Source organism: Streptomyces sp. AK08-02 (assembly GCF_033795085.1).
Taxonomy (GTDB): Bacteria; Actinomycetota; Actinomycetes; order Streptomycetales; family Streptomycetaceae; genus Streptomyces; species Streptomyces echiniscabiei.
In genome coordinates, this window is sequence record NZ_JARAZV010000002.1 from 112,862 (window position 1) to 125,486 (window position 12,625).

9 protein-coding genes and 1 pseudogene are annotated in these 12,625 nt (G+C 71.0%); 7 read left to right on the forward strand and 3 right to left on the reverse strand.

The features are described from left to right. The first annotated feature begins 45 nt into the window (after positions 1-45). The 3 genes and pseudogenes from PV734_RS04440 (at position 46) to PV734_RS04450 (ending at position 3,029) form a co-directional block, all read left to right on the forward strand. The gene (locus PV734_RS04440; RefSeq protein WP_319094218.1) at positions 46-759 is read left to right on the forward strand and encodes a TetR/AcrR family transcriptional regulator; all 714 of its coding nucleotides are present in this window, start codon (positions 46-48) and stop codon (positions 757-759) included. A 70-nt stretch (positions 760-829) separates the two neighbouring features. After that, positions 830-1,405, forward strand: coding sequence for an IS607 family transposase (locus PV734_RS04445; protein WP_319094255.1), 576 nt, complete (start codon positions 830-832; stop codon positions 1,403-1,405). Further along, positions 1,398-3,029 (forward strand): annotated as a pseudogene (locus PV734_RS04450) (IS200/IS605 family accessory protein TnpB-related protein). Before PV734_RS04445 ends, PV734_RS04450 begins: the two are co-directional and overlap by 8 nt. Before the next feature lie 81 nt (positions 3,030-3,110). Here the strand turns inward: PV734_RS04450 and PV734_RS04455 are convergent. From PV734_RS04455 to hmgA, 3 genes are all read right to left on the reverse strand, one after another. Beyond that, positions 3,111-4,286: a type ISP restriction/modification enzyme gene (locus tag PV734_RS04455; protein WP_319288810.1), complete on the reverse strand. Its 1,176-nt coding sequence runs from the start codon at positions 4,284-4,286 to the stop codon at positions 3,111-3,113. 98 nt (positions 4,287-4,384) lie between these two features. Next, positions 4,385-5,134, reverse strand: coding sequence for a GntR family transcriptional regulator (locus PV734_RS04460; protein WP_319094215.1), 750 nt, complete (start codon positions 5,132-5,134; stop codon positions 4,385-4,387). Positions 5,135-5,161: 27 nt separating this feature from the next. Continuing rightward, positions 5,162-6,514: a homogentisate 1,2-dioxygenase gene (gene hmgA, locus PV734_RS04465; protein WP_415924155.1), complete on the reverse strand. Its 1,353-nt coding sequence runs from the start codon at positions 6,512-6,514 to the stop codon at positions 5,162-5,164. Positions 6,515-6,684: 170 nt separating this feature from the next. On the opposite strand from hmgA, the gene PV734_RS04470 reads away from it, so the two are divergent. The 4 genes from PV734_RS04470 (at position 6,685) to PV734_RS04485 (ending at position 12,598) form a co-directional block, all read left to right on the forward strand. Next, complete coding sequence (locus tag PV734_RS04470; RefSeq protein ID WP_319094254.1) at positions 6,685-7,302, forward strand: TetR/AcrR family transcriptional regulator; 618 nt, start codon at positions 6,685-6,687, stop codon at positions 7,300-7,302. Between the two features lie 126 nt (positions 7,303-7,428). Then, positions 7,429-9,696 carry a molybdopterin oxidoreductase family protein gene (locus PV734_RS04475; protein WP_319288811.1) on the forward strand — a complete coding sequence of 756 codons (2,268 nt, stop codon included), beginning with the start codon at positions 7,429-7,431 and terminating at the stop codon, positions 9,694-9,696. Positions 9,697-9,818: 122 nt separating this feature from the next. Beyond that, positions 9,819-11,276, forward strand: a complete 1,458-nt coding sequence (locus PV734_RS04480) for a citrate:proton symporter (protein WP_319094212.1) — start codon at positions 9,819-9,821, stop codon at positions 11,274-11,276. A 68-nt stretch (positions 11,277-11,344) separates the two neighbouring features. Further along, entirely contained in the window at positions 11,345-12,598 is a 1,254-nt protein-coding gene (locus PV734_RS04485) for an MFS transporter (RefSeq protein WP_319094211.1), read from the forward strand. Positions 12,599-12,625: the final 27 nt, after the last annotated feature.

Here is a 12,625-nt window from a genome sequence, read left to right on the forward strand (position 1 = left end):
ACGTACGCCGTACGTAACTACGATGGGTGGTCGAGGTGATGATCAATGGCCGGCCGAGCCGCCGTACCCGAAGTGATCTGGTCGCGTCCCGAGCGTGCGGGCCGCGGTCCGAAGGCCGCCTACAGCCGCGCCGACATCGCGTCGGCCGCGGTGCGGATCGCGGACGCGGAGGGGCTCGACGCGGCCTCGATGCGGCGCGTCGCGGCCGAACTGGGCTGCGGCACGATGTCGCTCTACAACTACGTCCCCCGCAAGGAGGACCTCTACGAGCTGATGGTTGACGCCATCAGTGGCGAGCACGAGTTGTGGGAGCCCTCGGGCGACTGGCGCGCCGACATGCTCCGGGTGGCTCACCAGACCCGCGCCCTCATGTACCGCCACCCCTGGCTGCCGCGTCTGATGTCCCCGGTCCACGGGTTCAGCCCCAACGCCCTGCGCTATCTCGAACACTGTCTGAGCTGCCTCGACCCGTTCGACGGCACCTACGGCACGAAGTTCGAGCTGATCGCCATGCTCAACGGCCTGGTGACGACGTATGTCGGCAACGAGCTGGGGACGGCCGAGCGGGCCAGGTCCCTGCCCTGGTCGGAGGAGCAGGAGAACGCCGTGCGGATCGGGTATCTCGGCGGTCAGGTGGCGAGCGGGGCGTATCCGCGGCTGGCGGCGGCGTTCATGGAGGACGCGGGGCCGATCGATCTGGAGGCGGTGTTCGAGCGGATGCTGTCGCGGGTGTTGGACGGGTTCGCGCCGCAGGGGTAGCTATAACTGTTCGCGTTGAAGGTTGTTTGCGTGAGCGTGACTTCGATTGGGTGAGCATCGTTGTGTGGGTGTGAAGCTGACGGAGTGGGCGAAGGCGCAGGGTGTGCATCCGCAGACGGCGTATCGCTGGTTTCGCGAGGGCACCTTGCCGGTACCCGCGCAGCGGGTCGGCCCGCGCATGATCCTGGTGAATGTTGTGGCCAACGCGGCTCCTGAGGTTGTCGGTGGGGTGGGTCTGTATGCCCGGGTGTCCTCCCGGGATCAGAAGGCGGATCTGGAACGTCAGGTCGCCCGGCTGTCCGCGTGGGCGGCGGGGGCCGGCCACCGTGTTGTACGGGTGGAGGCGGAGACCGGTTCGGGGATGAACGGGGCGCGTTCCAAGGCGCGGCGTCTGCTGGCCGATCCCGAGGTGACCACGGTCGTGGTGGAGCACCGGGACCGGCTCGGCCGGATGAACACGGAGCTGGTCGAGGCGGCTTTGGAAGCATCCGGGCGCCGCCTCGCTGTGCTGGATGATCGGGAGGTCGAAGACGACCTGGTCCGGGACATGGTGGAGGTGCTGACTTCCTTCTGCGCCCGCTTGTACGGGCGCAGGTCGGCGAAGGACCGTGCGCATAAGGCGCTTCAGGCTGCCGAACATGGCTGATCTGCGCCCGATCGCGGAGCCGTTCGTCGTGTCCGGGCCGTCCGGTGTGGCTGTTCGGACCCGTCTGAAGCATCTGACGGCGTGTGATGAGGAGGTGTTGCGTCTGGTGGGCGGGCATCTGGGGTCGCTGGCATCGAAGGACCTCAAGGCGCGTTGCCGGGACGGCCTCACACATTCCGGTGAGGCGTGGGCGGTGCGTAAGCGGGAGCTGACACCGTTGTCGTCGTCGCGGTGGGCGGGCAGTGTCACCAAGGCCACGCATGATCAGTGGGCGCTGGCCCGGCGTGGCCAGCTCGCGCACCTCCACCACCTCGAAGCGGGCATCCGCACCGTCGAGGCCCGCCTGTCCCAGCCGCTCGGGCAGAAGGGGACCAAGGGCAAGCCCGGCGGGTACCGGTCCCGGCGGGAGTGGCATGCCAAGTCGCGGCGCCTGCGGGTGCTTGAGGACCGGCTGACGGTCGCGCGGGCGGATCGTGAGGCCGCTCTCGTGCACGTCGTGCGGGGCGGCAAGCGGCTGGCGCGTACCCGGCATCATCTGGAGGCGGCCAGGCTGACGGAGTCGGTGTGGCGGGGGCGGTGGGAGGCGGAGCGCTGGTTCTGCCAGGCGGACGGTGAGTCCGGCAAGCGCCACGGCAACGAGACCATCCGGATCAGTCCCGAGGGCGAGGTGAGCATCAGACTCCCCGCCCCGCTTGCGTATCTGGCGAACGCCCCGCACGGACGGTACGTCCTGGCCTGCACGGTGCGGTTCGCGCACCGGGGCGGTGAGTGGGCGGACCGCGTCGAAGCTCATCGGGCGGTCGCCTACCGCATCCACTACGACACCGCCCGGGACCGCTGGTATGTGACCGCGTCCTGGCAGATCCCACCCACCCCCACCCTCCCCATCGAGGCCGCGCTCGCCCACGGGGTGATCGGCGTCGACATGAACGCCGACCACCTCGCCGCCTGGCACCTCGACACCCACGGCAACCCCACCGGCAGCCCACGCCACTTCCCCTACGACCTCACCGGCACCGCCGAACACCGCGACGCCCAGGTCCGCCACGCCCTCACCCGCCTCCTGCACTGGGCCAGAACCTGCGGCGTGAAGGCGATCGCGGTGGAGAACCTCGACTTCACCACCGAGAAGACCCGGGAGAAACACGGCCGCAGGAAACGCTTCAGGCAGCTGATCTCCGGCATGCCCACCGGCAAACTCCGCGCCCGACTGTCCTCGATGGCCGACCAGACGGGCATCGCGGTCATCGCCGTCGACCCCGCCTACACCAGCCACTGGGGAGCCCAGCACTGGCAGAAACCTCTGACCAGTACGACCCGTACGACGACTCGCCATGATGCTGCCGCCGTGGCGATCGGAAGGCGCGCCCAGGACCACCCGATCCGGCGACGGACGGCACCGCCCCCACCACACCGGAGTGATGTGGTGGGGCATCGGACCGTCCAGGCCGATCGGCGTGTTCCTGGGCGTGAGGAACCCCGCCCCCGCATTCCCGGACCACGGACACGATCCGTGCCGCCCGGACACGGAGCGAACGCGGGCAACCAGAACGCCCAACACCGTCCGGGGCGTTCGGCCGAGCACGAGACCTGGCAACAGGACTCACTCCCGCTCAGTCCCTAGGAACGGTGAGGCGTTGATGCCGGGTGCGGGTCCGTCGCGGTTCTCGCGCAGTTCCCCGCGCCCCCTGAAGAAGCGGGTCGGTCACAGGAGGGTGAACTGACCTTCTGGGCCCTCTTCGTGGTGGTCGAGAACGGACGCCGGTCGGCGCGCCCGGTCAGGTACCGGGAGTACACCCGCCGTTCGAAGTTCGGTCGCCGTGATCGGGTCCGACACCTTCAGCTCCGCCTGTTGCGGGCGAATTTCCGCCAGCAGGGCCAGTACCGTGATCAGCTCCAGCAGTTCGGAGGTCCAGGGCTGCGGCCAGGTCGTCGGCCGGATCGCCTCCAGGGCCCCGGGCTCGGCGGGACCGGACACCCGCACCGCCAGCCAGTGCTCCAGCACCCGCACACCGCCGGCCTCGAAGTCCCAGGCCTCGGGCGGTACCGGGGAGATCCGGCCCTCGTCGACCTGGAGAGTCTCGTCGGCGCGGTCGTAGTGGACGGCGACCGGGCGGGAGGGCAACTGCGCCCGTACGTACGGCCGTCGGCCGCCCGGCAGCTTGGGGCGCTGCCCGTCCCGGCGCGTCAGCCAGAGCACCCGGCTGCCCAACTCGACGCCCCGGGACCAGAGTTCGGGGTCGGCGGTGAGCGGGACGGAGAGCCCCGGACGTGCGGTGACCAGCGCCCAGGCGAGGACGTCGACCGGGTCCGGGCGGTGACCGAGGCGGTCGGTGAGGTGGTCCAACAGGCCCGGGGCCAGGTTGGGTTCGGCGCCGCCGGGGCGTCGGTACAGCGGCCGGACGCGGCCCGGCCGGACCAGCGGCAGCAGGGACGAGGCGAGCAGCGGTGGACCGCCCGAGCCGGGAGGCGCGGTCGCCGTCTCGGTGACGAACACCTGCCGTTCGTCCGCCACCCGCCACAGCTCGGGACGCGCCGAGTCGATCAGCCGGTGGTCCGGGATCAGCCACTGCTCGTCGAAGGGCGCCCACAGCACCCGTACGGGCTCCGCGCAGGGACCGGTCGCGCGGGCGAGCTTCTCCGTGCCGCCGTCCCGGCCGGGCAGCTGGCCGACCGCCGAGAAGAGGGTGCGTGAGCGAGTCGGCTCGAACAGGGCCTCGCGGTCCGGTCCCTCGGCCTTCAGCAGGGCGTCCCAGCGTGCCTTCAGGGAGGCCGCGTCGGGGGCCGCGGGCCATCCCCGGCCCAGCCGCGGCGGTGCGACGGACCACGGCATGAGGTCCGCGAGCAGCGGAGCGTCGTCGTCGGGCGTCACGCTGGGCATCGTACGACGCGACCTCCTGAGCGTGCTCCCCACCAGGTCGGGCGAAGTCGGCGGTGGCACGGCAACGGGCCGGGGGGAAGCCCGGCCGCGATGAGCGCTCACGTCGCGTCCAGCGTCACCGTGAAGGAGAAGCGGTCGCCCCGGTAGTGGATGACGGCCACGTCCAGGACCCTGCCCGACCCGTCGTACGCGACACCCGTGTAGTGCAGGATCGGGCTGAGCAGCGGGACCCGGAGCAGCCGTGCCGTCTCGGGGTCCGCGAGGCGGGCCTGGACGGTGTCCGTGATGCGGCTGATGTCGGCTCCCACCACGTCCCGCAGCACCTTGGTCATCGGCCAGCGCGCCAGATCGCCCGGGTCCATACGCTCGGCGAGTTCCGGACGGACGTAGTTGCGGGCGTGGTTGGTCGGTTCCCCGGTCTCCTCCTCGCCGCGCAGCCGGTGGTACGTGGCCACCTCCACGAGATCCGGGAAGTACTCGGCGAGTTCGGCGGGGACGGGCGCGCTGCCGTGGTCGAGGAGTTCGGTCGTCATGCCGGACTGCTGCGCCACGATCGCGTCGACCGAGCCGAGCAGTTGTACGGGAGCGCCTCGTTGGGCATCGGGCTCGATGAACGTGCCGCGCCTGCGGTGGCGGCTGATCAGCCCCTCGTCCTCCAGCTCCTTCAGCGCCTGTCGCATGGTCAGCACGCTCACGCCGTAGTGTCCCGCCAACTGCTCCTCGGTGGGCAGCCGCAGCGGGTCACGCGCGGACCGGCCGAGGATCGAGGCACGCAGGGACTGCGAAACCTGGTACCAGAGCGGCAGTTTGCGGTTCAGGACGATCGAGTCAGGGGCGAAGGAGGTCACGGAGGTATCCGTACCGGTCGGGATCGCTCAGTGCAACGGGCGGAAGTGCCGCTGGAGGCCCGACCACACATCGTCGTATCCGGGTTGCAGATGCTCCGCCCGCGCCGCCTGTGCCGTCAGCGTCATCGGCCACCGCGTCTCGAACATGAACGCCAGCCCGTCGTCGACCTTCTGCGGACGCAGCTCGGCGGCGCTGGCCCGGTCGAAGGTCTCCCGGTCGGGTCCGTGCGCGGACATCATGTTGTGCAGCGAGCCGCCCCCGGGCAGAAAGCCCCCTTCCCCGGCCGCCTTCGCGTCGTACGCGCCCTCGATCAGCCCCATGTACTCGGTCATCACGTTCCGGTGGAAGTACGGCGGCCGGAAGGTGTCCTCGCCCACCAGCCAGCGCGGCGCGAAGACGACGAAGTCGATGCCCGCCAGGCCGGGAGTGTCCGACGGGGACGTCAGCACCGTGAAGATCGACGGGTCCGGGTGGTCGTAGGAGAGGCTGCCCAGGACGTTGAAGCGGCGCAGGTCGTACACGTACGGGACGTGGTTGCCGTGCCAGGCGACGACGTCGAGGGGGGAGTGGTCGTACACGGCCGTCCAGAGGTTGCCGCAGAACTTGTTGACGACCTCGACCGGGCCCTCGACGTCCTCGTAGGCGGCGGCCGGCGCCCGGAAGTCCCGTGCGTTCGCCAGCCCGTTGGCGCCGATCGGGCCGAGGTCGGGGAGCCGGAAGGGGGTGCCGTAGTTCTCGCACACGTAACCGCGGGCCGAGGCGCCGGTCAGCTCCACCCGGAAGCGCACCCCGCGCGGGACGAGCGCGACATGACCGGGCTCGACGGTCAGCGGCCCGAACTCGGTGCGCAGCAGCAGCCCGCCGGTCTCGGGGACGATCAGCAGCTCGCCGTCGGCGTCGCTGAACACCCGCCGCATCGACGAGTCGGCGTGGTAGAGGTGCACGGCCATACCGCTGCGCTGGGCGGCGTCGCCGTTGCCGCCCAGGGTCCACAGACCCGCCAGGAAGTCCGTGCCCGCCGCGGGCTCGGGCAGCGGGTTCCAGCGCAGCCGGTTCGGATCGGGCACGGATTCCGTGAAGGGAGCCGTACGGATCGAGCCATTGTCGGTGGGTGTGAACGGGGGATGCGCGGCCGAGGGGCGGATGCGGTAGAGCCAGGAACGGCGGTTGTTGGCGCGGGGCTCGGTGAACGCCGTACCGCTGAGCTGCTCCGCGTAGAGGCCGAGGGGGGCGTGTTGCGGCGAGTTGCGGCCCACGGGAAGGGCGCCCGGGACGGCCTCCGAGCTGTGCTCATTGCCGAAGCCGGAAATCGAGGCGAGCCCGGAGAGTCCGGCGAGACCGGCCGATCCTTCGGTGGCCTTCCGTGCGTCCCCGCTCACGTCGGCTGCCGTGTCCGCCGTGTCCGCCGTGTCCCCTGCGTCCCCGTTCATCCGTGCACCCTCGCTCCCTCGCGCGCCCATTCCTATGCTTCACCGTAGGATTGGATGTTCGCCGGCGCAAGAGGAGAAAACGAGGGGCACGGTTCACCGGATCGCCGGGGGGCGGCATGATGAGGCCCGTGCCCCCAGCGACCTCGCTACGTCGTGCGCCCGTACAGCGGCGCAGTGCCGAACGGCTGACCAGAATCCTCGACGCCTGCGCCGACCTCCTCGACGAGGTCGGCTACGACGCCCTGAGCACCCGGGCGGTGGCGATACGCGCCGGAGTCCCCATAGGTTCCGTGTACCGCTTCTTCGGCAACAAGCGCGCCATGGCGGACGCGCTGGCCCAGCGGAACCTGGAGGTCTTCATCGCGCGCGTCACCGAGCGCCTCCGGCAGGAGAGCGGCGGCGGGTGGCGCGAGGCCATGGACGCCGTGCTCGACGAGTACCTGACCATGAAACGGACGGCGCCGGGGTTCTCCCTCGTCGACTTCGGCAACCAGATCCCGGTCGGCAAACGCGACGCCGAACCCAACCACCGCGTGGCCGACACCCTCGCCACCCTTCTCTCCGGCGTTCTCGACCGTGAGCCGGACGACGACCTGCGCCGCGCCTTCCTGGTCGCCACGGAGACCGCCGACACCCTGGTCCACCTGGCCTTCCGGGTCACCCCCGAGGGTGACGAGCGGATCATCGCGGAGATGCGGGAACTGCTCCGGGCGTATCTGGCGCGGGTCCTGGACTGAGCTCCGGGCCTGTCCGGCGGGCGGGGCCGAGGTGAGTACGCGCAACCTCTCCCCTCCATCCGTACCGGTCGGTATGCTCGGCTCCGACCGTGCGTCACCGGCGCCGCCACCCAACCGGGAGGACCCGTGTCCAGCCCCACCGACTCCCGTACCGAATCCCGCACAGCCCTGCGCGTCTGCCCCCTGTGCGAGGCCACCTGCGGACTGACGCTCACCATCGAGAGCGGCCGGGTCGCCAGTGCCCGTGGCGACCGCGACGACGTGTTCAGCCAGGGGTTCATCTGCCCCAAGGGTGCCTCCTTCGGGGCCCTCGACAGCGACCCCGACCGGCTGCGCACCCCCCTCGTGCGCCGGGACGGCGAGTTGCGCGAGGCCAGCTGGGCAGAGGCCTTCGACGCTGTCGCCGCCGGCATCCGGGGCGTGGTCGAGCGGTACGGGGCGAACTCGGTCGGAGCCGTCTTCGGCAACCCGAACGTGCACACCGTGGCCGGGGGCCTCTACCCGCCGGTCCTGCTCGCCGGCCTCGGCACCCGCAGCGTCTTCACGGCCTCCACGGTCGACCAGATGCCCAAGCACGTCTCCAGCGGACTGCTGTACGGCGACGCCAACGCGATCCCCGTACCCGACCTCGACCGCACCGACCATCTGCTGCTCATCGGTGCCAACCCCCTTGAGTCCAACGGCAGTCTGTGCACGGCGCCCGACTTCCCCGGCAAGCTCAAAGCCCTGCGGGCGCGCGGCGGCACGCTCACCGTCATCGACCCGCGCCGCACCCGCACCGCCAAGCTCGCCGACCGGCACATCGCGATCCGCCCCGGCGCCGACGCCCTGCTGCTCGCCGCGATGACCCAGGTCCTCTTCGACGAACACCTCGTCGACCTGGGCGAGTTGGCGCCGTACGTCCAAGGGGTCGACGAAGTCGAGGCGGCGGTACGGGACTTCACCCCCGAGGCCGTCGCCGAGGCCTGCGACGTGGACGCCGGCACCATCCGCGCCCTCGCCCGTGAACTCGCCGCCGCGCCCACCGCCGCCGTATACGGCCGCCTCGGCACCTGCACCGTCCCGTACGGCACCCTCGCCAGCTGGCTGGTCGACGTCCTGGACATCCTCACCGGCAACCTCGACCGGCCCGGCGGTGCCCTCTTCCCGCAGGCGGCGACCGACAGGACACCCCGGCCGGCCGGACCCAGCCACGGGTTCACGCTGGGCCGCTGGCACTCGCGCGTGAGCCGACACCCGGAGGCGAAGGGCGAGTTGCCGCTCTCCGCGCTCGCCGAGGAGATCGACACCCCCACCGCCGCGGGCGAGCCGATCCGGGCCCTCATCGCCGTCGCCGCCAACCCCGTCCTCTCCGCACCCGACGGCGACCGGCTCGACAAGGCGCTGGACTCGCTCGACTTCATGGTCAGCGTCGACCCCTACCTGAACGAGACCTCGCGCCACGCGCACGTCGTCCTGCCCCCGCCGCCGCCCTCGCAGAGCCCGCACCACGACTTCGCCCTCAACACCCTGGCCGTCCACAACCAGGTCCGCTACAACCGCCCCGCCGTCCCCCTGGAGCCGGGCAGGATGGCCGAGACGGAGATCTTCGCGCGGCTCGTGCTGGCCGCGACCGGTATGCACGGCGCCGACCCCGCCGCCGTGGACGCCATGGTCATCGACCAGACCCTCGGCAAGGCCGTCAAGGAACCCCACTCCCCGGTGCACGGGCGCGATCCGCAGCAACTCGCCAAGGAGCTGGGCGGCGACACCGGCCCCGAGCGGCGCCTCGACCTGATGCTGCGCCTGGGCCCGTACGGCGACGGCTTCGGCGCACGACCGGACGGGCTGAGCCTGGCCAAGGTGCTCGACCACCCGCACGGCATCGACCTCGGGCCGCTCCAGCCGCGTCTGCCGCAGCCGCTGAAGACCCGCAGCGGCCGGATCGAACTGCTGCCGCGACCCATCGCCGAGGACCTGCCGCGCCTGCGGGAGGCCCTGGGCGAGCGCCCCGCCGGGATGGTGCTCATCGGCCGACGCCATCTCCGCTCCAACAACAGCTGGATGCACAACGTGCCCGCCCTCACCGGCGGCACCAACCGCTGCACCCTGCACATCCACCCCGAGGACGCCGCCCGCCTCGGCGTGCTCGACGGCGCCCCCGTGCGGATCAAGGGCGCCGGGGGAGAGGTGGTGGCCCCCGCGGAGATCACCGACGTCGTACGGCGGGGGGTCGTGAGCCTGCCCCACGGGTGGGGACACGACCGGCCGGGGACCCGCCTCGCGCACGCCGCCACCGACCCCGGTGTCAACGTCAACCAGCTCCTCGACGGCCGGCTTCTCGACCCGCTGTCGGGCAACGCCGTGCTGAATGGTGTACCCATCGATCTCGCGCCAGCAGGCACAACGCTGTGACCTGGAGTTTTGCGCTTATTGCTCGCACGTCAACGTCTTGTTAAGACTTGTGGGGCCGACCTAACGTCAACGCACTGCCGACTCCGGTGGGAGTTCAAGGGCGAACGTTAGGTAACCCACTCATGTTGACCATCCTGGGCTTCACGATGATCGCGACCTTCCTGGTCCTGATCATGATGAAGAAGATGTCGCCGATCGCGGCGCTCGTACTGATCCCGGCACTTTTCTGCGTCTTCGTCGGGAAGGGCGCCAAGCTCGGTGACTACGTCATCGACGGCGTCACCAGCCTCGCCCCCACCGCGGCGATGCTCATGTTCGCGATCGTCTACTTCGGTGTGATGATCGACGTCGGCCTCTTCGACCCGATCGTCCGGGGCATCCTGAAGTTCGCCAAGGCGGACCCGCTGCGCATAGTCGTCGGTACGGCGATCCTCGCGGCGATCGTGTCCCTCGACGGCGACGGCTCGACCACCTTCATGATCACGGTCTCGGCGATGTACCCCCTGTACAAGCGCCTCAAGATGAGCCTCGTCGTGATGACCGGCGTCGCCGCGATGGCCAACGGTGTGATGAACACCCTCCCCTGGGGTGGCCCGACAGCACGTGCCGCGACGGCCCTGAAGCTGGACGCCAGCGACATCTTCGTCCCGATGATCCCGGCGCTCGCCGTCGGCCTGGCCTTCGTCATCGCCCTCTCCTACGTCCTCGGCCGCCGCGAGCGCAAGCGGCTCGGCGTGCTCACCCTGGACACGGTCCTGGTGGAGGAGCCGGAGACGGAGACCGTCCTCGTCGGCGCCGGTTCGACCACGGGCCCGGCCACGGGTACGGCGTCCGGTGCGGGCAAGTCGGCCGCGCCGACCGGAGGTTCGGGTACCGAGGCCAGCAGCGCCGGCGGCAGCGGCAGTGACAGCGACAGCGACGATGACGACGACCGGATGCTGAAGGTCCTCGACCCGAACCGTGCCACCCTGCGACCCAAGCTCTACTGGTTCAACGCGCTCCTCACGGTCACGCTGCTCACCTCGATGATCATGGAGTGGCTGCCGATCCCGGTGCTGTTCCTGCTCGGCGCCGCGCTCGCCCTGACGGTCAACTTCCCCCACATGCCCGACCAGAAGGCCCGACTCGGCGCCCACGCCGAGAACGTCCTCAACGTCTCCGGCATGGTCTTCGCCGCCGCCGTCTTCACCGGCGTCCTCACGGGCACCGGCATGGTCGACCACATGGCCCGCTGGCTCGTCGACAACATCCCCGACGGCATGGGCCCGCACATGGCCTTCGTGACCGGCCTGCTGAGCATCCCGCTCACCTACTTCATGTCCAACGACGGCTTCTACTTCGGCGTCCTGCCGGTGCTCGCCGAGGCCGGCGCCGCCCACGGTGTCTCCCCGCTGGAGATCGCCCGCGCCTCCCTCATCGCCCAGCCCCTGCACATGTCCAGCCCGCTCGTCCCGGCCGTCTACGTCCTCGTGGGTATGGCGAAGGTCGAGTTCGGCGACCACACCAGGTTCGTGGTCAAGTGGGCCGTGCTGACATCCCTGACGATCCTCGGGGCAGGCATCCTGTTCGGGATCATCTGACCGGCATGCTCCGACCGGTGTTCTCTGATCGGCGTCGCAACCGCGCATCCGTCCGGAAGGACAACACCATGAGGCCCGGTGGGAACCGCGGCTGGCTGCTCCGCCTCGTCATCGCCTTCAGCTTCACGCAGGGGGCGGTGTCGATGGCTCGGCCCGCCGTCTCCTACCGGGCTCTCGCGCTGGGCGCGGACGAGCGGGCGATCGGCGTGATCGCCGCCGCGTACGCCCTGCTCCCGCTCTTCGCCGCCGTACCCCTGGGCCGCCGCACCGACCACGGCCGCTGCGCGCCCCTGCTGACCGTCGGCGCGATCCTGGTCTCCGGCGGCTGCGCTCTCGGAGCGACCGCCAACTCCCTCGGCATGATGGCCGCGTGGAGCGGGGTGATGGGCCTCGGCCACCTCTGCTTCGTCATCGGCGGTCAGTCGATCGTCGCCCGCCGGTCCGCCCCGCACGAACAGGACCGCAACTTCGGCCACTTCACCATCGGCGTCTCACTGGGCCAGTTCATCGGCCCGATGGCGGCGGGCGCGCTGATCGGCGGCCACGACATGGCGGCCACCAGCGCCCGCGCCCTGCTGGTCGCGTCGGGGGTCGCCGCGCTGTCGTTCACGTCGTTGTGGCGCGTCGAGGACCGTACGGCCGTCAAGTCCCGTACGGAGCAGGGCGATCGCGTCCCCGTGCACCGCATCCTGCGCACCCGGGGTGTGCCGGCGGGCATCTTCGTCAGCCTCGCGGTGCTGTCCGCGACCGACATCCTCACCGCCTACCTTCCGGTGGTCGGCGAGCACCGGGGCATCGCGCCCGCGGTGATCGGCGTACTCCTCGGACTGCGCGCGGCGGCCACGATCGCGTGCCGTCTGGTGCTGACCCCGCTGCTGCGGCTGCTCGGCCGCCGGGTGCTGCTCACCGTGACCTGTCTGCTCGCGGCGGTGCTCTGCGCGGGGATCGCGCTGCCGGTGCCGGTGTGGGGGCTGGCCCTGATGCTCGCGGTGCTCGGCTTCTGCCTGGGCGTCGGACAGCCGCTGTCGATGACGACGGTCGTGCAGGCGGCCCCGGCCGGCGCCCGTTCCACCGCCCTCGCGCTACGCCTGACCGGCAACCGGCTCGGCCAGGTCGCCGCGCCCGCCACGGCCGGTCTGGTCGCCGGAGTCACGGGCGTGGCGGCGCCGTTCGTGATGCTCGGCGCGTTGCTGTTGCTGGCGGCGGGGAGCGCGCTGCGGCCGGGGGCGGAGCCAGGGCCGGGGGCCGGTGTGGAACCGGCCGCCCCGGACCGGCACAGGAGATCAGGGGCGCCCTCGGGACGGCAGGGGCCGGACGGGTGATGTCTGACGGTGCGTAGGGCGGTGCAC